Annotated in this window: 18 protein-coding genes and 1 riboswitch; of the genes, 2 read left to right on the forward strand and 16 right to left on the reverse strand. The window is 64.2% G+C overall.

The features are described from left to right. Positions 1–3: 3 nt before the first annotated feature. The 4 genes from mdtD to rplM all read right to left on the reverse strand — a co-directional run bounded on the left by mdtD (position 4) and on the right by rplM (position 2,949). Positions 4–1,428: a multidrug transporter subunit MdtD gene (gene mdtD, locus F3J24_RS12995; RefSeq protein ID WP_167006771.1), complete on the reverse strand. Its 1,425-nt coding sequence runs from the start codon at positions 1,426–1,428 to the stop codon at positions 4–6. Between the two features lie 112 nt (positions 1,429–1,540). Continuing rightward, on the reverse strand, positions 1,541–1,906 hold the full coding sequence (gene erpA / locus F3J24_RS13000; RefSeq protein ID WP_003059000.1) for an iron-sulfur cluster insertion protein ErpA: 366 nt from the start codon (positions 1,904–1,906) through the stop codon (positions 1,541–1,543). 211 nt (positions 1,907–2,117) lie between these two features. Then, positions 2,118–2,510: a 30S ribosomal protein S9 gene (rpsI, locus tag F3J24_RS13005; protein WP_003059002.1), complete on the reverse strand. Its 393-nt coding sequence runs from the start codon at positions 2,508–2,510 to the stop codon at positions 2,118–2,120. Positions 2,511–2,520: 10 nt separating this feature from the next. Further along, positions 2,521–2,949, reverse strand: coding sequence for a 50S ribosomal protein L13 (gene rplM, locus F3J24_RS13010; protein ID WP_003059004.1), 429 nt, complete (start codon positions 2,947–2,949; stop codon positions 2,521–2,523). A 332-nt stretch (positions 2,950–3,281) separates the two neighbouring features. On the opposite strand from rplM, the gene F3J24_RS13015 reads away from it, so the two are divergent. Beyond that, positions 3,282–4,148, forward strand: a complete 867-nt coding sequence (locus F3J24_RS13015) for a 23S rRNA (adenine(2030)-N(6))-methyltransferase RlmJ (protein WP_167006775.1) — start codon at positions 3,282–3,284, stop codon at positions 4,146–4,148. A gap of 101 nt (positions 4,149–4,249) precedes the next feature. Here F3J24_RS13015 and F3J24_RS13020 read toward each other — a convergent pair whose 3' ends face one another. From F3J24_RS13020 to F3J24_RS13075, 12 genes are all read right to left on the reverse strand, one after another. After that, positions 4,250–4,993 carry a septal ring lytic transglycosylase RlpA family protein gene (locus F3J24_RS13020; RefSeq protein WP_370527730.1) on the reverse strand — a complete coding sequence of 248 codons (744 nt, stop codon included), beginning with the start codon at positions 4,991–4,993 and terminating at the stop codon, positions 4,250–4,252. A gap of 73 nt (positions 4,994–5,066) precedes the next feature. Then, positions 5,067–5,894, reverse strand: a complete 828-nt coding sequence (metF, locus tag F3J24_RS13025) for a methylenetetrahydrofolate reductase [NAD(P)H] (RefSeq protein WP_167006778.1) — start codon at positions 5,892–5,894, stop codon at positions 5,067–5,069. 117 nt (positions 5,895–6,011) lie between these two features. Next, on the reverse strand, positions 6,012–7,208 hold the full coding sequence (locus F3J24_RS13030; protein ID WP_167006781.1) for a TlyA family RNA methyltransferase: 1,197 nt from the start codon (positions 7,206–7,208) through the stop codon (positions 6,012–6,014). A 289-nt stretch (positions 7,209–7,497) separates the two neighbouring features. Next, positions 7,498–8,928, reverse strand: a complete 1,431-nt coding sequence (gene ahcY / locus F3J24_RS13035) for an adenosylhomocysteinase (protein WP_167006784.1) — start codon at positions 8,926–8,928, stop codon at positions 7,498–7,500. Positions 8,929–9,003: 75 nt separating this feature from the next. Further along, positions 9,004–9,100, reverse strand: a riboswitch (S-adenosyl-L-homocysteine riboswitch). Between the two features lie 18 nt (positions 9,101–9,118). Continuing rightward, positions 9,119–9,826, reverse strand: coding sequence for a response regulator (locus tag F3J24_RS13040; protein WP_167006787.1), 708 nt, complete (start codon positions 9,824–9,826; stop codon positions 9,119–9,121). A gap of 35 nt (positions 9,827–9,861) precedes the next feature. After that, entirely contained in the window at positions 9,862–12,555 is a 2,694-nt protein-coding gene (locus F3J24_RS13045; protein WP_167006791.1) for a sensor histidine kinase KdpD, read from the reverse strand. Between the two features lie 29 nt (positions 12,556–12,584). After that, positions 12,585–13,424, reverse strand: coding sequence for a TorF family putative porin (locus F3J24_RS13050; protein ID WP_167006794.1), 840 nt, complete (start codon positions 13,422–13,424; stop codon positions 12,585–12,587). 85 nt (positions 13,425–13,509) lie between these two features. Next, a complete protein-coding gene (kdpB, locus tag F3J24_RS13055) occupies positions 13,510–15,600 on the reverse strand; it encodes a potassium-transporting ATPase subunit KdpB (RefSeq protein ID WP_167006797.1) in 2,091 nt (696 codons plus the stop codon). A gap of 3 nt (positions 15,601–15,603) precedes the next feature. After that, positions 15,604–16,317: a K(+)-transporting ATPase subunit C gene (kdpC, locus tag F3J24_RS13060; protein WP_167006800.1), complete on the reverse strand. Its 714-nt coding sequence runs from the start codon at positions 16,315–16,317 to the stop codon at positions 15,604–15,606. Between the two features lie 64 nt (positions 16,318–16,381). Further along, positions 16,382–18,088 carry a potassium-transporting ATPase subunit KdpA gene (gene kdpA / locus F3J24_RS13065; RefSeq protein WP_167006803.1) on the reverse strand — a complete coding sequence of 569 codons (1,707 nt, stop codon included), beginning with the start codon at positions 18,086–18,088 and terminating at the stop codon, positions 16,382–16,384. A 115-nt stretch (positions 18,089–18,203) separates the two neighbouring features. Next, complete coding sequence (kdpF, locus tag F3J24_RS13070) at positions 18,204–18,299, reverse strand: K(+)-transporting ATPase subunit F (RefSeq protein WP_003059029.1); 96 nt, start codon at positions 18,297–18,299, stop codon at positions 18,204–18,206. Between the two features lie 108 nt (positions 18,300–18,407). Beyond that, positions 18,408–19,682, reverse strand: a complete 1,275-nt coding sequence (locus F3J24_RS13075) for an MFS transporter (protein WP_167006806.1) — start codon at positions 19,680–19,682, stop codon at positions 18,408–18,410. 265 nt (positions 19,683–19,947) lie between these two features. Between F3J24_RS13075 and F3J24_RS13080 the strand changes: the two genes are divergently transcribed. After that, a complete protein-coding gene (locus F3J24_RS13080) occupies positions 19,948–21,576 on the forward strand; it encodes a peptide chain release factor 3 (RefSeq protein ID WP_167006809.1) in 1,629 nt (542 codons plus the stop codon). The last annotated feature ends 56 nt before the right edge of the window (positions 21,577–21,632 follow it).

Genomic DNA, 21,632 nt, shown 5'->3' on the forward strand with positions numbered 1-21,632 from the left:
TTTTCAGGTATCACCACCATCGGGCGCGGGGCGCACGGGCTCGTCGGCATCGAGCTGGCTGAACACCAGCGTGGCTGCCAGCGTCATCAAGGCCACCGTCACAAAGGTGGCGCGAATGGCCTGCATGCGCTCGTCGCTGTGCGCCGGCCACATGTCGCTGAAGCCCGTCAGCAAGGCTCCGGCCAGAGCCACGCCCATACTCATGGCCAGCATCTGCACCATGGACAGCAGGCTGTTGCCGCTGCTGGCCGACTCGCCTTCCATATCCTTGAGCGTGACCGAATTCATGGCCGAGAACTGCATGGAGTTGAAGCCGCCGAAGATGAACAGCTGCACCAGCAGCAACCAGACCGGCGTGCCCGGCACCACCAACCCGAACGAAGCCAGCATAAGGGCCAGCATCACCGAGTTGACCTGCAGCACGCGCTTGTAGCCATAGCGCTGCACCGTGCGCACCGCGATGCGCTTGACCAGCATGCTGCCGGTGACGGTGGCCAGCATCATCAGGCCCGCGTTCATGGGCGACATCTTGAGGCCGACCTGCAGCATCAGCGGGATCAGGAACGGCGCAGCGCCGCTGCCGAAACGGGTGAATAGATTGCCCAGCAGGCCCACGCGCAGCGAGCGCACCTTGAACAGGCCCGGCGCAAACAGCGGCTCCTCCACGCGCAGCGCATGCATCCAGTAGCTGGCCAGACTGGCCAGACCGAACACCATGAGCACCACCACCAGCGCCATGCCCAGCCCCATGCCGGACAGGCCGTCCAGCGCAATGGAAATCGCCACCATGCCGAAGGCCAGCATGGCGTAGCCCGTACCGTCAAAGCGATGCACGGCCACGGGCGCGCTGCGCGGGAACCAGCGCCAGGTCGCCCACAGTCCGATAAGGCCCACCGGCACATTGATCCAGAAGATCCAGTGCCAGCTGGCGTACTCCACCATCCAGCCGCCCAGGGTAGGCCCCAGCAGCGGCCCGACCTGGCCGGGAATGGCAATAAAGCTCATGGCACGGATGAACTCGCCACGCGGATAGGTGCGCAACACGGCCAGCCGCCCCACGGGCAGCATCATGGCGCCACCCACGCCCTGCACCACCCGTGCCGCGATCAGGAACGGCAGGCTGGGCGAGAGTGCGCACAGCACCGAACCCAACACGAACAGGCCGATCGCCCAGCCATAGACGCGGCGCGTGCCAAAGCGGTCGGCCACCCAGCCCGTGGCCGGAATCAGCATGGCCGTGGTCAGCGCATAGGCCACGATGACGGACTGCATCTTCATCGGGCTCTCGCCCAGCTCGGTCGCCATGGCCGGCAACGCCGTGTTGAGGATGGTCGCGTCCAGCGACTGCATGAAAAAGCCTATGGCCACCAGCCACAGCAGTCTTTCTTTATGGGGGGCACTATGGTGCGTGACGGGCATCTCACCCATGGGCAGCTCCGGAACAAGGCGACACGGCAATAAAAAAGCCGCTGACTCGCAGCGGCTTAAGCAATATGCAAACGCCAGACCAGAACGGCCGGCGCGCAGACAATCATTCGACTCAGACCGAGAAGCTGGAGCCGCAACCGCAGGTGGTCGAGGCATTGGGGTTCTTGATCACGAACTGAGCACCTTGCAGATCTTCCTTGTAGTCGATCTCGGCGCCCACCAGATACTGATAGCTCATGGAGTCGATCAGCAGCGAGACACCGTTCTTGGTCATGGTGGTGTCGTCGTCGTTGGTGATCTCGTCGAAGGTGAAACCGTACTGGAAACCGGAGCAGCCACCACCTTGCACGAAAACGCGCAGCTTCAGATCGGGATTGCCTTCTTCGGCAATCAGATCGGCCACCTTGGCAGCAGCGCTGTCGGTGAAGACGATGGGGGAAGGCATTTCGGTGGTCGTGGTTTCAGCAACGGCGCTCATGGCATTACTCCGTAGTTTCTTGATTGCCTGAAATGGTACAGCAAGGGGCTCGGGAATACCGGCCGTACCTCTTTGTCGCCAGTGCAAGTGGGGGCTTTGCACAAGCGCTGGACAAGGCTGCGGCCGCCCATGAAAAAACCGCCAGGAATTTGCATTCGAGGCGGCTTTTCTTGAAAAGACTCCGAAGAGTCTTTCCTGCAGGGGAAACGGATTAACGCTTCGAGAACTGCTTGGCGCGGCGTGCGGAGTGCAGACCGACCTTCTTACGTTCGACTTCACGAGCGTCGCGAGTCACGAAGCCGGCTTGGCTCAGTGCAGGCTTCAGAGCTGCGTCATAGTCGATCAGGGCACGGGTGATGCCGTGACGGGTTGCACCGGCTTGACCGGATTCGCCGCCGCCATGGACGTTCACTTGAATGTCGAAAGTCTCCAGGTTCTCAGTCAGAACCAGGGGTTGCTTTGCGATCATGATGGAGGTTTCGCGACCGAAGTACTGCTGAATGTCCTTGCCATTCACAGTAATCTTGCCGGAGCCCTTCTTCAGAAACACGCGAGCGACGCTGGACTTGCGACGGCCTGTGCCATTGTTCCAATCACCAATCATCTAGGTCTCCTTAGATTTCCAGAGCCTTAGGCTGCTGTGCGGTATGGGGGTGCTCAGCACCGCCGTAAACCTTCAGCTTCTTGATCATGGCGTAGCCCAGAGGACCCTTGGGCAGCATACCCTTGACGGCCTTCTCGAGAGCACGGCCAGGGAACTTGGCTTGCAGGTCGCGGAAGTTGGTAGCAGTGATGCCACCGGGGAAACCGGAGTGACGGTAGTACACCTTGTCCAGGTTCTTGGTACCAGTGACCTTGAGCTTGGAGGCGTTGATGATGACGATGTAGTCACCGGTGTCAACGTGAGGTGTGTAAATGGCCTTGTGCTTGCCGCGCAGACGGAGTGCCACTTCGCTGGCGACACGTCCGAGCACCTTATCGGTGGCGTCAATCACAAACCACTCGTGTTGCACCTCAGCGGGCTTTGCGCTGAATGTAGACATGAGTTTTCTCTTTCAAGAGGGTTTGGCGGTCCCTTTTCCGCGGTCGGTGCTTCTTCTTGAAAAAGACAGGTCTTTTAAAGGAAGCCTCTTAGGCGGGGTTACTCGGACCAATTTAAACTTGGCCCAAGCCTTCGCCGCGGGAACCATAAAATCGCTGCGAAGCCCGCCATTATACAAAAACACCAGAATCTGCGTGTTTTCGTGCAGCAGCCTGTTGTGAAACAGCCCCTAGCGCCTGTTTTTCCCTCTGCACCCAGGCGCCGACAGCCTTTAAAGACCACAGGGTAAAAAGTGCTGTTCCCCTCTTGCCCTGCTGGTTACCATCCATCTCTATGTTCAGTTACCGCCACGCCTTCCATGCAGGCAATCACGCCGATGTGCTCAAGCACACCGTTCTGATTGCCACCGTGCAATACCTCACGCAAAAAGAGGCTGCGCTGACGGTGCTCGACACCCACGGCGGAGCCGGCCTGTACCGCCTGGACGGCGACTATGCCAGCAAGAGCGGCGAGGCCGAAGAAGGCGTGCTGCGCCTGGCTGCCGCCAAAGAGGCCGAGCTGGCCCCGGTGCTGCAGGACTATCTGCAGCTGGTGCGCCGCTTCAACCAGGGCAATGCCATCCGCAACTACCCCGGCTCGCCCTTCATCTCCCAGGCGCTGCTGCGCGGCCATGACCGCCTCAAGGCCTTCGAGCTGCACCCCACGGACATGCGTTCGCTGACCGGCAACATGGCCCAGCTGGAAGTCAGGCGCCAGGTCGCCATCCTGCACGAGGATGGCTTCGAAGGCGTGAAGAAATTCCTGCCTCCGCCCTCGCGCCGCGCATTGCTGCTCTGCGATCCGAGCTACGAATTGAAGACCGACTACGGCCGCGTGCTGGATATGGTGGCGGACAGCCTCAAGCGCTTTCCCACCGGCACTTATGCCGTCTGGTACCCCATCATCCCGCGCCCCGAGGCCCACGATCTGCCCAAGCGCCTCAAGACCATGGCCACCAAGGCCGGCAAGAGCTGGCTGCATGCCACGCTCACGGTCAAGAGCAACAAGACCTCCGAGCGCGGCGGCCTGCCTGCCAGCGGCATGTTCCTGATCAACCCGCCCTTCAATCTCAAGGAACAGCTCAAGCCCGCCATGCCGCAGCTGACCCAGCTGCTGGGCCAGGACAGCAATGCAGGATTCACGTTGGAGTCGGGTGGCTGATTGCGGCCGCCAGGCTTCTGAATACCCTTGCTCGTAGGGTAAGGCTGATGCCGGGCAGCCCGTGCCGGATCCATCCGGTCCCGGGCTGAGCCGGCAAAGGCTCAGCGCTTGCGCTTGGCGGTATGTGACACCTTGCGCGTGGGCTGCTTCGCGGACGCCGCGCGCGTCTTGGAGGCGGAAACGCCCTGCGCTACGCTGGGGTGACGCTTTCGGCTCGACGCATTGAGCGTGGCCGGGCACTCGTCCTCATCGGCCTCCAGCTGCCACAGCTCCACAGGCTTGATGCCCAGACCCAGCATGCCCAGTTCCTGGGCTGCGGCCTTGCTCAGGTCGATGACGCGACCGGGCGCGAAGGGGCCGCGATCATTGATACGCACCACCACGCTCTTGCCGGTCACCGAGCTGCGCACGCAAACGCGTGTCCCGAAAGGCAGGGTCTTGTGCGCTGCCGTCAAGTCCATGCTGTCAAAACGCTCGCCGCTAGCCGTCTTGCGGCCATGGAACTGCTCGCCATACCAGGAAGCCAGGCCCGCCTGGTCGCTTTCACGTGGAGGGCTTAGTTCGTACTTGTTGCTGTCTTCAGGCAGATCTGCCTTGTCGGCATCCGCAGGCTTGTTGGCCTTGACGCCCAGACCTTTGTCGCGATAGTTGCTGCGCGCATACGCATCGGGCAGCAGGGGGGTGGAAACCGTGGGCGGCACGCCCTTTTTTCGGGGCTGGCTCTGAACGACGGGGGCCTGTTCCTCGGGCTTTTCCGGCAGTGGAGCACAGCCGGCCATGGTCGCGGTAACGACGGCAAGACCTATCCACTGACAACAACGCAAGCGCCAAAATTTCGGTTGCACGGGCGCAATCTCCTTGAAAGCTCAAGTGAGAGCCGCCCAAGACCGGCCGCCTCGCGGCCGGCAAGCTTTTGGCTTACAGACCCAGACGGTCGCAGATCTCCAGAGTGGCGACGCTCTGGTTCATCGTATAGAAGTGCAGCCCGGGAGCACCCTGGCTGCGCAACTGCTCGCATAGATGAGTCACGACATCCAGACCGAACGCACGAATGGAAGCGGTGTCATCTCCGAACGCCTGCAGACGCAGACGAATCCAGCGCGGAATCTCGGCACCACATGCATCCGAGAAGCGCATCAGCTGTGTAGAGCTGGTAATCGGCATGATTCCTGGCACGACCGGCACGTCGAGCCCCAGAGCCCTCACCTCATCGACAAAGCGCATGTATGCGTCGGCATTGTAGAAGTATTGCGTGATGGCGGAATCTGCACCAGCGCGCACTTTAGCAACAAATGCGTCCAGATCGCTGCGAGGGGACTTTGCTTGAGGGTGAGTTTCGGGATAGGCGGCAACTTCGATGTGAAACCAGTCGCCGAACTCCTGGCGCACGAAAGCCACCAGATCGCTGGCGTGCTGGAACTCGCCGCCCAGGCCGTAGCCGCTGGGCAGGTCGCCGCGCAAGGCGACGATGCGTTTGACGCCCATGGCCTTGAGCTCGTTCAGCTCGGCACGCACTTTTTCATGCGTGGCGCCGATGCAGGAGAAGTGCGAGGCCGCGCCCACCCCCTCGCTCTGGATGTCGCGCACCATGGTGAAGGTGCCAGCCTGGGTGGAGCCGCCCGCGCCATAGGTCACGGAGCAGAACTCGGGCTTGCGCGCATACAGGGCCTGGCGCACGCCCACATGCTTGGCAGCGCCTTCGGGCGTCTTGGTGGGGAAAAACTCGAAGCTGACGGGAAAGCTCATGGCGGTCTATGTCTCTGAATCCTGGGTCATGGGCGGGCTCCGAAGGCTCGGCACCCGCCACGCTCTTGTGCTCAGCGCGGCTTGCGCTTTCTACTCAACGCTAGTGGCGCCTTTTGCTCAGCGCTCGTTTCGCTTTTTCTGCTTGCTGCGGGCCGGGCCGGGCTGACCGAAGCTGGCCACCTCGGGGTCTTCATACAGCTCCTGCTTGGCGCGCTGGGCCTTGATGTCGGCACGCGAAGGGCGCTTGGCGGCCGCCTTGACGGCCGGCCTGGCCGCAGCCTCTTCGTCGACAACGACGGGGGCCGGAGCCTTGACTTCAGCGCCCTGCTGGGCCCAGACGAAGAATTCGTGATTGCCGTCGCCGCCTTCTATGGGCGAGTCCAGCCATTGCTTGACGCTCAGCCCCAGATCGCCGAGGCAGTCGCGAATGCGCTTTTCGACCTCGGCGTACAAGGCCGTGTCGCGCACGATGCCGCCCTTGCCAATCTGGCCGGGCTGCAGCTCGAACTGGGGCTTGACCAGCATCAGCAACTGACCATGGGGCTTGAGCAGCTGCACCACTGCAGGCAGCACCAGGGTCAGCGAGATAAAGGACAGATCGCCGGTCACGAAATCGAAAGCCGGGCTGATGTCGATATTCTCGGTGCCGGGCTTGCGGCGCAGTTCCACCGGAGCCAGACCTTCGGCCCGGGCCTTGGCCTTGGCGGCGCGCTCGGCCTTGAAGCTCTCGACATCCTGCTCCTTGGCATCGTCGCTGTCGTCATAGTCCTCATCGACCTGACCGCCATTGCGCATCCAGGCATAGGGGGCTACGGGCTGGGTGTCGTTGTCCTCTTCTTCCTCGATGACTTCGCACAGTGCCTCGTCGCAGGCCTTCTCCAGCAGCCCAGGCGTCAGCGCGCGGGCGTTGAAGCCCTCGACGCAGACCACGCGTTCGTCATTCTTCAAGCGCTCGTGCAGCTGGCCGTGGCCCACGTCGAGGCCGATGACCTGGGTCGCACCGGCCTGCAGCAGGCAATCGGTGAAACCGCCCGTGCTCTGGCCCACATCCAGACAGCGCAAGCCCTTGACGCTCAGGCCAGTCGCGGCCAGCGCGCCCTCGAGCTTGAGCCCGCCGCGCGAGATGTATTTGGCCTCGGCGGCGTCCAGCAGCTGCAGCTCGGCACCGGCAGGAATGTCATCGCCGTTTTTGGCCACTTTCTTCCAAGGCGCCAGCGGCGTCAGGCGCCACTCCACACCCGAGGCGATCAGGCGCTGGGCCTGGGAACGGGTGGCAGCATGACCTGCTTCAACCAGAAAAACATCTGCGCGCATAGCGTCGCTTCCTTTGAAATAAACCGGTGCCAGGCGCTGCACGGCGTGCAACGGGCAAAAGAAATCTTTTTTAGATAGCTGCTTGCGTTCGTCTTGCTTGAGATTCAGATAGATATCTATCTGAAATCATTACCTAACAAGCGCAAGCAGCTATCAAATAAATCAACACAACCCCGTTGCTGGCGCACACCAAACAAGGGACAGCGAGCAAGAGCCGCCTCGCAGCGAGGCTGTCGTCCCCCTCCGGCGAAGCCAGAGAGGGGGAAGGCGCAAAGCGCCTCAGGGGGAGTTAATAGCGATACGTTTCAGGCTTGTAAGGGCCTTGCTTGCTCACGCCGATATAGGCAGCTTGCTCGTCGCTCAGTTCGGTCAGCATGGCGCCGACCTTCTTCAGGTGCAGGCGGGCGACCTTTTCGTCCAGGATCTTGGGCAGCACATAGACCTTGCCCACTTCGTAGGCGTCGGGGCGGGTGAACAGCTCGATCTGCGCCAGGGTCTGGTTGGCGAAGGAGTTGGACATCACAAAGCTGGGGTGGCCAGTGGCGCAGCCCAGGTTCACCAGACGGCCCTTGGCCAGCAGGGTGATCTTCTTGCCGTCGGGGAACTCGATCTGGTCCACCTGGGGCTTCACTTCTTCCCACTTGTACTTCTCGATCGAAGCCACATCGATTTCATTGTCGAAGTGACCGATGTTGCAGACGATGGCCTGATCCTTCATGGCAACCATGTGCTCATGACGGATGATGTCCTTGTTGCCGGTGGTGGTCACGAAGATATCGGCCTTGTCGGCAGCGTATTCCATGGTCACGACCTTGTAGCCTTCCATGGCGGCCTGCAGGGCGTTGATGGGGTCGATCTCGGTCACCCAGACCTGGGCCGACAGCGCGCGCAGCGCCTGGGCGGAGCCCTTGCCCACGTCGCCGTAGCCGGCCACGCAAGCCACCTTGCCGGCGATCATCACGTCGGTGGCGCGCTTGATGCCGTCCACCAGCGATTCGCGGCAGCCGTACAGGTTGTCGAACTTGGACTTGGTCACCGAGTCGTTGACGTTGATGGCGCGGAACAGCAGCGTGCCCTTGGCCGACATTTCGTTCAGGCGATGCACACCGGTGGTGGTCTCTTCAGTCACGCCCATGATCTGGGCCGACTTGCGGCTGTACCAGGTGGAGTCCACGGCCAGCTTGGCCTTGATGGCTGCGAAGACGATGCGCTCTTCTTCCGAAGTGGGGTTGGCCAGCACGGACAGATCCTGCTCGGCGCGCTTGCCCAGGTGCATGAGCATGGTGGCGTCGCCGCCGTCATCCAGGATCATGTTGGGGCCTTCGCCTTCGGTGCCCTTGGCGCCGAATTCAAAGATGTTGTGCGTGTAGTTCCAGTAGTCTTCCAGCGACTCGCCCTTGATGGCGTAGACAGGCACGCCGGTTTCGGCGATGGCGGCAGCAGCGTGGTCCTGGGTCGAGAAGATGTTGCACGAGGCCCAGCGCACTTGCGCGCCCAGAGCCGTCAGTGTCTCGATCAGCACGGCGGTCTGGATGGTCATGTGCAGCGAGCCGGTGATGCGCGCGCCCTTCAGTGGCTGGGCAGCAGCGAACTCCTCGCGCACGGCCATCAGACCGGGCATTTCGGTTTCGGCGATCCTGATTTCCTTGCGGCCCCAGGCAGCCAGGGAAATATCGGTAATGGCCGAATCAGCGGGGTTGAAGCGCACGGCAGCGTTCATGGTTTTCTCCAAATCTTGAATGAAAAACCACGTTCTGCAGCAGAGGGGGAATGAACCGGCTCACCGCACAGAAAGCGTGGGCGAGCGTCGTTGCGGGATGAAATCCGAGCCTCACGCCCCGCGCAGACCAGCTCATGGCCGGCTGGGGAACGCTGCAACGCTCCTCGGATGGACGGCGATTATAAAGGAATCAGCCTTCGAGGCCCACCAAGCGATAACCGACTTGCAACTCGGTTACCAGATGCCGGGGCTGGGCCGGATCGCTCTCTATCTTCTGGCGCAGATTGGCCATGTGCACGCGCAGATAGTGAGGGCGATCCAGATACTCCGCCCCCCAGACCTGCAACAGCAACTGGCGGTGCGTCAGCACCTTGCCTTGGCCGGCAATCAGGGTCGCCAGCAGACGGAACTCTATGGGCGTCAGGTGCACGGCCACTCCATCGCGCCTGACATCGTGCGCCGCCAGATCCACCACCACCGTGCCGAAACGCGCACAGTTGCCGGGCTTGTCTGCCGCCGATGCCTGCTGGCGGCGGCGCAGCATCACGCGCAGCCGGGCCAGCAGCTCAGGTACGCCAAAGGGCTTGGTCAGGTAGTCATCGGCACCGGCGTCCAGGGCCGCCACCTTCTCCTCCTCCCGCTCGCGCGCGGACAGGACCAGAATCGGCAGCTGGCTCCAGCCACGCAGCTCGGCAATCACGCTCTTGCCATCGGCATCGGGCAGACCCAAATCCAGCACCACGGCGTCGGGCTGGCGGCTGGCGGCCTCGATCAGGCCGCGCCTGGCGGTTTCGGACTCAAACACCTGCCAGCCTTCGTCCTCCAGTGCCAGGCGCACAAAGCGGCGGATGCTGGCGTCGTCTTCAATCAGCAGGATGCGGGGTGCGGCACTTGTCATGTTCGGATTTGCATGTGATGCACGGGATTGTCGGCTCATTCGTCCATGGCCGGCTGCTCGGGCACAGGCAGCGAGATGCTGAAGACGGAGCCCGGGGCGGGCTCTGCCGCCGTTACCTGCAAGCGTCCGCCATGGGCCTGCACGATGCGCTGCGCCAGCGCGAGGCCGAGCCCCATGCCGAACACGGAGCTCTCCGCCTGCCCGCGGGTAAAGGGTTCGAACAACTGCTCGACAGGCAGATGCACTGGCAGTCCCGGCCCCGCATCCTGCACGCTCAGCACGCAGTCGCTGCCCTGCACGCGCGCGGCCACGGTGATGGTCGTGCCCTCGGGCGTGTATTTGATGGCGTTGTCCAGCAGATTGACCAGCACCCGCTCCATGAGCACGGCATCAAGCTGCAGCAAGGGCAGCCCGGTCGGCATCGAGGTCTGCAACACATGAGCTGCCAGTCGCTCGCGCATCTGCGCCAGCGCGCTGCCGACCAGCTCGTCCACCGGCAGCCATTCCCGCTTGAGCTGCACGCCGCCCTGCTGCAGTCGCGCCATGGCCAGCAGGTTGTCCACTAGCTGCTGCAGCGCCTGGGCCTGGTTGCGGATCTGCAGCAGCATGTGATGCGCGGGTCCCTGGGGGGCATGCGGCAAGGCCGCCTGGGCGGCACCCAGAATGCCCGTCAGCGGCGTGCGCAGATCGTGCGAGACAGCCGAGAGCAAGGTGTTGCGCATGCGCTCGCCCTCCATGGCGATCTGGGTCTGCTGCGCTACTTCCACAAAATGCACGCGCTCCAGCGCCAGTGCGATCTGGCTGGCACAGGCATCGAGCAGACGGCGCTCCTCGGGCACCCGCAGTTTCTGCGGCGCACGCAGCTGCAGCACCAGCACGCCGCGCGAGCGCACGGGCGCCATCAGCGGCACATACAGCGCTGGCGCGGCTGCCAGGGTATCGGTGCCGTGGCCGGCCATCTGGCCATGCTCCATGCTCCAGCGCCCCACGCTGGTGTCGATAGTGCCCTCGCTGCCCTGGGCCAGCTGCAGTTGCTCATCGGCATCGGGCACCAGTAGCCCGGTCTGGGCGTCGAAGACGCCTGACATGGTGGTCAGCGCAATGCGCGTGACCTGCTCCTGCGTCAACGCGCCCGACAGATCGCGCGCCAGTCGGGCCAGCGCGCCGGCCCGCCTCTCGCGCTCTGCGGCCACGCGCGCCTCATGGCGCAGCCGCGCCGTGAGCTGGCCACAGACCAGGGCCACGCCCAGCATCAGGCTGAAGGTGAACAGATACTGGGTATCGTTGACGCTGAAGGAGTTGCGCGGCGGCACAAAGTAGAAGTCGAACAGCAGCACCGACAGCAGGGCCGCCCATGCGCCGGGCCCCCGTCCCCAGCGCACGGCGGACAGCACCACCACCAGCAGGAACAGCATGACCACATTGGCCGGATCAAACACCTGCAGCAGCAGTTCCGCCACCGCCGTGGCCGCCAGGCAGGCCAGCGTCACGCCCGCATAGCCCTTCCAGGGAACGGACTGCTCGCGCTCTGGCGGCAAGCGCATGCGGCTCTCATGCTTGCTTTGCTTGACGGACAGCAGCAGCACGTCAAGCCCGGGATCGAGTGCGGCAATCTGCTCGGACAGGCTGGGGGCCCGCCAGCGCAGCCAGCGGCCCAGAGCCTGCTGCGCGCGCGCCAGCACCAGATGGCTGGCATTGCGCTCACGCGCAAAGTCCACCAGGGCCTGGGCCACATGGGCGCCTGGAATGGTGGCCGTTTCCGCCCCCAGGCGTGCGGCCAGCGCCAGTGTCCTGAGCACGGCCTCCTGCGCCGCGCGGGGACGGTGCTGGCGCTCGGGCGCATCGACATAGACCACCACCCAGTCGGCCTCCAGCCTTCTCGCCAGACGTGCCACCTGGCGCACCAGGGCATCGTCGCCGGCGCGCCCGCCCACGCCCACCAGCAGGCGCTCGCGCGTCGGCCAGACATCGCCGATGGCACGCTCGCGGCGATAGTCGCGCATGTCCTCGTCGACCCGGTCTGCCGTGCGGCGCAAGGCCAGCTCGCGCAGGGCCAGCAAATTGCCCTGGCGGAAGAAATTGCGCGAGGCCCGCTCGGCCTGCTCCAGCGGATAGACCTTGCCTGCCTTCAGGCGCTTGAGTAGCTCCTCGGGCGGAATGTCGACCACGATGACCTCGTCGGCATCGTCAAACAGATGGTCGGGCACGGTCTCGTGGACCTGTATGCCCACGATACCGCCCACCACATCGTTGAGGCTCTCCAGATGCTGGACGTTGAGCGTGGTCCACACCTCAATCCCCGCTTCCAGCAGCTCCTGCACATCCTGCCAGCGCTTGGGATGGCGCGAGCCGTTCACATTGCTGTGCGCCAGCTCGTCGAGCAGCAGCACTTCCGGGCGGCGCGCCAGTGCGGCATCCAGATCGAACTCGTCGAGTTGGCGGCCCTGGTAGACCAGTTGACGCCGCGGCAGCAGCTCCAGGTCATGCAGCTGCTGCTCGGTCTCGGCACGGCCATGGGTTTCCACCAACCCCACCAGTACGCCGCGCCCGGCCTGGCGCTCGCGCTGCGCGGCTGCCAGCATGGCATAGGTCTTGCCCACCCCGGCGTTGGAGCCGAAGTAGATACGCAGCTTGCCGCGATGGGCGCGCTGGCTGTCGGCCTGCAACTGGGCGAGCAGCGCGTCGGGATCGGGGCGCGACGCGGCGGAGGATGTGGTGGATGAAGGCATCGGACGATCAGCGTATCACTCAAGCCCGCTCAGAACCCGGCGCTCAGTCCGAGCAACCAGCCGCTGCGGCCCAGATCCCGCCACTGGCCCAGGCCGTTGGCAGCACTGTAGAAGCGGACATCGGCCGAAGTGCCGGCATAGGCCACTGAAGCCGTCCACTCGCCCCAGCTCCTGGACAGCGAGAGCCGCCAGTCGGCATAGGAAACATCGCCGTAATTGCGCACCCAGGTATAGCCGCCATGCAGACCCAGGGTGGCGATATCGGCCAGCGGATGCTGATAGTTCAGATCCAGATACTGGCTGCCTCGGCTACTGCCCGAGGGGCGCAACGCAGACGCGAAGGCCGAAGCCGCCGTGCTCTCTGTCAGGCCGAAATAAGGCGTCAGCGCCACAGACCACTTGGCGCTGAAACCGCCATGCGCTGCGCCCAGGTAGAGCTCGGTGGTGTCAAAGCGCCTGGCAGTGCCGTCATCGGCCATCAGCCTCGCGCCAGGGTAGCGGTAGTGCAGCAGCCCGGCATCGAGCTGCCAGCCAGGCGCCACATCGCCGCGCCAGCCGCCGTAGATATCGTGCTCCAGCCCCTGGCCTCGGCCGTAGCTGTGGGTCGAGACATTGGACAGCGAAGTGCCCAGATACCAGCCGCGCGGCAGGGCCAGCTCCACACCGCCCTGCACGGCCGCCCCCTGCCAGGTTTGCGAAATGCCGCGAAAGCGATAGTCGCTGAGCAGGCTGAGCGAGCCGGTGACAGGCGGCTTGTCTGCGGCCTCATTGGCCGATGCTTGGGCCTGGGCGGAGTTGGCGCCGGAAACGGCCATCAGCAGCAAGGCGCTTGCCACGGCCAGAAATTTCTTCACGGAAGATTGAGACATAGGAAATGCGAGAGAGACAGGGCGTCCCCGGCTGCACGTTTCTCGGCAGCCTGGGAGCCCGGACGAGCCCCAAAAGGCAAACGACTCAGACCAGATGGAGCGCGGTCAACAGCAGGTCGATGAGCTTGATGCCCACAAACGGCACGATCAGACCGCCCAGGCCGTAGATCAGCAGGTTGCGGCGCAGCAATATGGCAGCACCCACGGCGCGGTACTGCACGCCGCGCAAGGCCAGCGGCACCAGGGCGATGATGATCAGCGCGTTGAAGATCACGGCGCTCAGGATGGCGGAATCCGCGCTGTGCAGCTGCATCACGTTGAGCGAAGCCAGCTGCGGATAGGTGCCCACAAAAGCGGCCGGAATGATGGCGAAATACTTGGCCACATCGTTGGCAATGCTGAAGGTGGTCAAGGCCCCGCGCGTCATCAGCATCTGCTTGCCGGTTTCCACCACCTCGATCAGCTTGGTGGGGTTGGAGTCGAGATCGACCATGTTGCCGGCTTCCTTGGCGGCCTGGGTGCCGCTGTTCATGGCCACGGCCACATCGGCCTGGGCCAGGGCCGGCGCATCGTTGGTGCCGTCCCCCGTCATGGCCACCAGACGGCCAGCTGCCTGGTGCGAGCGGATCAGCTGCAGCTTGTCCTCGGGCCTGGCTTCGGCCAGGTAATCGTCCACGCCGGCCTCGGCGGCAATGGCGGCCGCCGTCAGCGGGTTGTCGCCCGTCACCATCACCGTCTGTATGCCCATGCGGCGCAGCTCGGCAAAGCGCTCGCGCATGCCGGGCTTGACGATGTCCTTGAGTTCGATCACGCCCAGCACCTTGGCGCCGTCGGCCACCACCAGGGGCGTGCTGCCCTTGCGCGAGACGTTATCCACGGACAGTTGCACCTGAGCCGGGAAGCTGCCGCCCAGCGCCTCGACATGCCGGCGCACGGCATCGGCAGCGCCCTTGCGCAAGCTGCGCAGGCCTTGAGCGCCCTGCAGATCCACCCCGCTCATGCGCGTCTGTGCGGTAAAGGGCACGAACTCGCCCGGGAAATCGGCGCTGCTGCGCTCGGGCAGGCCATGGCGCTCCCTGGCCAGCGCCACCACGCTGCGGCCTTCGGGGGTTTCATCGGCCAGCGATGACAGCTGGGCCGCTTCGGCCAGCTGCGCGGCGCTCGTTCCCGGCGCCGGCAGGAAGTCGCAGGCCTGGCGGTTGCCCAGGGTGATGGTGCCGGTCTTGTCCAGCAGCAGCACGTCCACATCGCCGGCAGCCTCCACTGCCCGCCCCGAGGTGGCGATGACATTGGCCTGCATCATGCGGCTCATGCCGGCCACGCCGATGGCCGACAGCAGGCCGCCGATGGTGGTCGGAATCAGGCAGACCAGCAGCGCAATCAGCACGGCGATGCCGACTACCGAGCCGGTGCCGGCCTGCGTCACCGCAAAAACCGAGAACGGCCACAGCGTGACGATGACCATCAGAAAGACCAGCGTCAGACCCACGAGCAAGATCGTCAACGCCATCTCGTTCGGGGTCTTCTGGCGCTTGGCCGACTCGACCATGGAGATCATGCGATCCAGAAACGACTCGCCGGGGTTGACCGTGACCTCCACCACCAGCCAGTCCGACAGCACGCGCGTGCCGCCGGTCACCGACGAGAAGTCGCCTCCGGCCTCGCGGATCACGGGAGCGGATTCGCCGGTGATCGCGCTTTCGTCGACCGACGCCACGCCCTCGATCACCGTGCCGTCGAGTGCAATCGTGTCACCGGCCTCGACGAAGATGACCACGCCCTTGCGCAGCTCGCTGGCGCGCATGGGAATCCAGGAGCTGCCGAAATGCGGCTGCTGCAGCAGCTTGGCCACGGTATCGCGCTTCATGCCGCGCAGGCTGGCGGCCTGAGCGCGGCTGCGGCCCTCGGCCAGGGCCTCGGCAAAGTTGGCAAACAGCACGGTGAACCACAGCCACAGCGCAATCGCCAGCACAAAGCCGCTGTTCTCGCTGCCAGGCTCCATCAGGCTCTGCCACCACAAGAGGCTGCTCAGGATTGCCCCCAGATACACCACAAACATCACCGGGTTGGCCCACTGCGTGCGTGGCGAGAGCTTGCGCAGCGCATCCCAGAGCGCCGACTTCACCAACGCGGCGTCAAGCAGGCTGCGGCCTGCCGTCATTTTTCTTGCGCTCATGGCTTACTCCTTCGCGGCGCTGTTGGCGGGCTGCAAGGCATCCAGCGCCAGATTGAGCTGCAGCACGTTCACGCGCGGCTCTCCCAGCAGGCCCAGCGTGCGCTGCTCTGTTTTCTGCGCCAGCAATGACTGCACCTGGTCTGGCGAGAGCCCTCGCGCCTTCGCCACACGCGGCAGTTGCAGCAGCGCATTGGCCAGCGAAATATGCGGGTCCAGGCCAGATGCCGACGCAGTGACCGCATCCACCGGCACCGCCAGATCTGCGGCCAGACCGTTATCGGAGCGGTACTGTGCGGCACGCTGCGCCACGGCTTCGGACAAGTCCTTGTGCGTTGCCCCCTGGTTGCTGGCACCGGAAAGCCCTGCGTTGTAGGGAGCGGCAAGGCTTACCCCCTCCTGGTTCGGGTCCGGCGCCATGGTGGCGCTGGGGCGGCCGTGGAAGTACTGTGGCCCGGCGAACTGCTGGCCGATCAGGGCCGAGCCCACGATCCGGCCCTCGCGTTCGATCAGGCTGCCATTGGCCGCATGGGGAAACAGCGCCTGTGCCACGCCCGTGGTCAGCAGGGGATAGGCAATGCCCGAGACCACCATCACCAGCAAGGCGGCACGCACGCTGGCGCCCAGCAGCCGGGGCCAGGAAGCGGCTTGCGCCTCGGGCTGCGTTGTTGCATGGCCGGGCTGCACCGAGGTGCAAAGAGTTTGAGTCGATGTTTTCATGTTTGCTCCCCGGTCTGCAGCCTCACAAAGACTGCAGACCATTGGCATCACTTGGAAGAAGGCGTCAGGCGTAGAGCTGACCCACCAGCATTTGCAGCTGCTCGATCACAGGACCCAGGGCCAGTGCCGGCAGGAAGGTGAGACCGCCCACCACCAGCACCACGAACACCAGCAGCCCCATGAACAGCGGTGTGGCCGTGGGGAAGGTTCCCGGCCCTGCGGGCACGGTGGCCTTGGCCGCCAGGCTGCCGGCCACGGCCAGCATGGGCAGCAGCGTCAGAAAGCGCCCCGCCAGCATGGCCATGCCGGTGGTGGTGTTGAAGAACGGGGTGTTGGCGTTCAGGCCGGCAAAGGCCGATCCGTTGTTGGCCGTGGCCGAGGCATAGGCGTAGAGGATCTCCGAGAAGCCATGCGGGCCGCGGTTGCTGAGACTGGCGGCGGCATCGGGCCAGAGCACGGCCAGGGCCGTGAATCCCAGGATGCAGGCCGGCGGCACCAGCACTGCGAGCATGACCAGCTTGATCTCGCGCACCTCGATCTTCTTGCCCAGGAACTCGGGCGTGCGGCCTATCATCATGCCGGCCAGAAACACCGTGAGGATGGCGTACTGGATCAGATTGATCAGCCCCACGCCGTCGCCGCCAAAGACGCAGTTGAGCATCATCTGCGCCAGCGGCGTGATGCCGCCCAGCGGGGTCAGCGAATCATGCATGGCATTGACCGAACCCGTGGTGGCTGCCGTGGTGGTGGCCACGAACAAGGCCGTATCGGCAATGCCGAAGCGCAGCTCCTTGCCTTCCATATTGCCGCCGCTCTGGGTCAGGCTGTACTGCTGATCGGCTCCGGCGCGCGCCAGCAGCTGGCTGCCGTTCTGCTCGGCCACGAACACCAGGCTCAGAAAGCCGACGAACATCACCATGCAGGCTGCAAACAGCACCCAGCCCTGCTTGCGACGCAGCAGCATGGAGCCAAAGGCGTAGGTCATGCCCGCAGGAATCAGCAGCATCGAGAGGATGTGAAGCAGATTGGTCAGCGGCGTCGGATTCTCGAATGGATGGGCCGCATTCATGGCAAAGAATCCGCCGCCGTTGGTACCCAGATGCTTGATGCTTTCCAGGCTGGCCACCGGCCCCATCAGCAGCTGCTGACGGCCTCCTTCGAGCGTCGTCGCCACGGCTTCGGCATGCAGGGTCTGCGGAATGCCCTGCCAGACATAGACCAGGGCCATGATGAAGGACAGCGGCAGCAGCACGCGCCAGAACACCCGCACGAAGTCCACCCAGAAGTTGCCGACATCCTTGCTGCTGGATCGCGCCAGTCCGCGCACAAAGCCGGCTCCGGCAGCAACACCCGTGGTGGCTCCGGCAAACATCAGAAAGGTGATGACCACCATCTGCGTTGCATTGCTCAGGCTGTTCTCACCCGAGTAGGCCTGCCAGTTGGTGTTGGTGATGAAGGAGGCGGCGGTGTTGAAGGCCAAGTCGGGCGCCTGCGCCGCAATCTCCAGCGGATTCAGCGGCAGGGCGCCCTGCAGGCGCAGCAGGCCGTAGCCCAGCAGCATCATCAGCGCATTGCTCAGCACCAGGGCCGCGCCATAGCGCTGCCAGCCCATTCGCTCCTGCGGGTTCACGCCCATGGCACGGTAGCTCAGGCGCTCCAGCCAGCCATGGTGCTCGCTGGTAAAGCAGCGCGCCAGCCATTGGCCCATGGGAATCGTCAGCAAGGTCGCCGCCGTCAGCACGGCCGCGAATTCCATCCAGGGTAGCCACATGATCCACCCCCTTCAGATACGCGCCAGGGCGCGCACAAAGCCCAGCAGTCCGACAAAGCAGACCACGGTCAGACTCACAAAAATCAGGTCTTGCAGCACTTGCATGGCAGCCCCTTCAGAACTTCTCGGGGCGCAGCAGCGCATAGCCCAAATAGGCAAACAGCCCCAGCGCCGTCAGGGCGGCCAGGGCTTCGATCCAGGTGATGCTCATTTCATTCCTCCCGCAAGCCGTTCACGCGGCTTGATTGCGATGGAGGAACTGTAGAAATTCGCCCGTCAAGAGCGGGTAGAGATTGGGCTTGCCGATATCAAGACGGCATCAAGAAGCGGCCCGGTTCGCGGCTGCGACCTTGGCCAGCCACTGCACGCGCAGGGCCAGCATGATGACCAGCGCCAGCACGGCCAGGGCCACGGAGCCCACGCCCGTCCAGCCCCAGCGTGACCAGAACCAGCCCGCACCGGCCCCCAGCACGCTGGAGCCCATGTAGTAGCCCCAGAGGTATAGCGACGATGCATGACCTTTGGACTGCGTGGCCAGCCGTCCCACCCAGCCGCTGGCCACTGAATGCGCGACAAAGAAGCCGGCCGTCAGCAGGACCATGCCGGTCACGATGGCGGCCAGCGGCTGCAGCAGGGTCAGAACCACGCCCAAGGCCATCAGCAAAGTGCCCGCGACCAGCACCGGCCCGCGACCCAGCCTGTCGGCCAGCCCCCCCGCAATCGGCGACGCGGCTGTGCCCAGCAGATAGGCGTAGAAGATATGGCTGATCTGCAACTGGCTCAGACCATAGGGCGATGCGCTGAGCAGAAAGCCGGCATAGTTGTAGATGCTGACAAACACGCCCATCAGGCCGAAGGCGATCAGGAACAGCAGCGGCAGGCCCGGGTGGCGCAGATGCCGGCCCCAGGCCTGCAGGTGGTATCTGGCGCCCAGCCCGGTCTTCTTGATGAAGTTGCGCGAATGGGGCAGCAACCAGACAAAACCCAGGGCGGCCAGCAGATCGAGCACCGAAAGCACCGCCATGGCGTGGCGCCAGCCCCAGAACTCGGTCATGGCGCTCATGCCGACCCGGCCCAGCATGCCCCCCAAAGCCGTGCCGCCCACATACAGGCCCATGGCAAAGCCCAGGCCGGGCGGATCGATCTCTTCGGACAGATAGGCCATGGCCACGGCGGGCACGCCGCCCAGCAACAAGCCTTCCAGCGCGCGCGCGGCCAGCAGCGCATGCCATTGAGGCATGAATGAAGCCAGCAGATTGCACAGCGCCGCCAGGGCCATGGAGATGAACATCAGCTTGCGCCGCCCCAGCCCCTCGGACAAGGCCCCCGCCAGCACGATGGATCCGGCCAGGCAGGCCGTGGAGACCGACAGCGCCAGCGCGCTCTGGGCCGGACTGACGGCAAAGCTGTGGACCAGCTCCGGTAGCAGCGGCTGCACGCAGTACAGCAGGGAGAAGGTGGCAAACCCCGCCAGGAACAGCGCCACGCTGACCCGCCAGTACTCGGGCGTGCCGCGCTTGATCCATACCGGAGCAGCAGTGGCAGGAGACTGGATGGATAAGGAGGTATTCACATCCTGCGGGGCGCTGTTCATGAGGGAAAAATGAGGACCGGAAACAAAGTCCCTATTGTGCTGCGCATCTGCCGACAGCCACAGCTGCAAGCCTTAGCCAATGACGTCGCCCGGCCCGCATTTCCGCAGCAGCTCCAAGAATTGGCCCTGCCGTTAAAATAAGCGCCCTCAAGACTTATTCACAGGTCTGCCCTGCATGGGTGCGGGCCTGGTGCGGCAAACGGACTGCTGCACCTTTTGTTGTCACAGCCGGCGTTCTCCGGCTGTATTTACAGCTCTCAATACTGTGTCATACGCCCCAGAAACCCGGCGCCGTCGTACGTTCGCCATCATCTCCCACCCGGACGCGGGTAAGACCACGCTGACCGAAAAGCTGCTGCTGTTCTCGGGCGCGATCCAGATTGCCGGCGCCGTCAAGGGCCGCAAGGCTTCGCGCCACGCCACCTCCGACTGGATGGAAATCGAAAAGCAGCGCGGCATCTCGGTGGCCTCGTCGGTGATGCAGATGAGCTACCGCGACCATGTGATCAACCTGCTCGACACTCCCGGCCACAAGGACTTCTCCGAAGACACCTACCGCGTGCTGACGGCCGTGGACTCGGCGCTGATGGTGATCGACGCGGCCAACGGCGTGGAATCGCAGACCCGCCGCCTGATCGAGGTCTGCCGCCAGCGCAACACGCCCATCATCTCCTTCGTCAACAAGTTCGACCGGGAAGTGCGCGACCCGCTGGACATCATGGACGAAGTCGAGCGCGAACTGGGCATGCCCTGCTGCCCCATCACCTGGCCCGTGGGTCAGGGCAAGAGCTTCGGCGGCATCATCAATCTGCGCACGCAGAGCATGACGGTGTTCACGCCCGGCAGCGACCGCGGCCCCAAGGACTTTGAAGTCATTCCGCTGAGCGAAGGCGACAAGCTGCGCGCGCGCTTTGGCAAGGCTTTCGACGATGCCCTGGAATCCATGGAACTGGCCGTTGGCGCCTCGGCCGAATGGGACCATGATGCCTTCCTGGCAGGCAAGCTGACCCCCGTGTTCTTCGGCTCCGGTGTGAACAACTTCGGTGTGATGGAAGTGCTGGACGCCGTGGTCGACATGTCGCCCCCGCCCGGCCCGCGCGTTGCCTTCACCGAAGTGAACCGCCAGCGCGAAGAAGTCACCATCAACCCCGAAGACAAGACCTTCGCAGGCGTGGTGTTCAAGGTGCAGGCCAATATGGACAGCAACCACCGCGACCGCATTGCGTTCGTGCGCGTGGCGTCCGGCAAGTACACCCCTGGCATGAAGATGAAGGTGCAGCGCACCGGCAAGGAGCTGCGTCCCACGTCCGTGGTGACCTTCATGTCGCAGCGCCGTGAGGCCGTCGACGAAGCCTATGCGGGCGACATCATCGGCTTCACGATTCACGGCGGCGTACAGTTGGGCGACTCCATCACCGACGGCCCCAATCTGCAGTTCACCGGCCTGCCCTTCTTCGCACCCGAAATGTTCATGACCGTGGTGCTCAAGAACCCGCTGCGTACCAAGCAGCTGCAGCAGGGCCTGATGCAGCTGGGCGAGGAAGGCGCGATTCAGGTCTTCAAGCCCGATGTCGGCGGCAACATGCTGCTGGGCGCCGTGGGTCAGCTGCAGTTCGAAGTGGTGCAGCACCGCCTGAAGACAGAGTACGACTGCGACGTCCGCCTGGAAGGCTGCCAGTACACCGGGGCGCGCTGGATCACGGCCGACTCGCCCGCCGAGCTGCGCGAGTTCGAGAACGCCTACCCCATGCGTCTGGCGCATGATGCGGCCGACACCCTGGCCTATCTGTGCACCAGCCCCTATGACGTGCGCCTGGCCCAGGAGCGTTTCCCCAAGATCCATTTCCACCCGCTGCGCGAGCATGCGGGCCTGGCACTAGGCTCAGCGAACTGAGCCTCCCCCCCTGAGGCGCTTCACGCCTTCCCCCTCTCTGGCTTCGCCGGAGGGGG

Source organism: Comamonas sp. Tr-654 (assembly GCF_011752915.1).
Taxonomy (GTDB): domain Bacteria; phylum Pseudomonadota; class Gammaproteobacteria; order Burkholderiales; family Burkholderiaceae_C; genus Comamonas.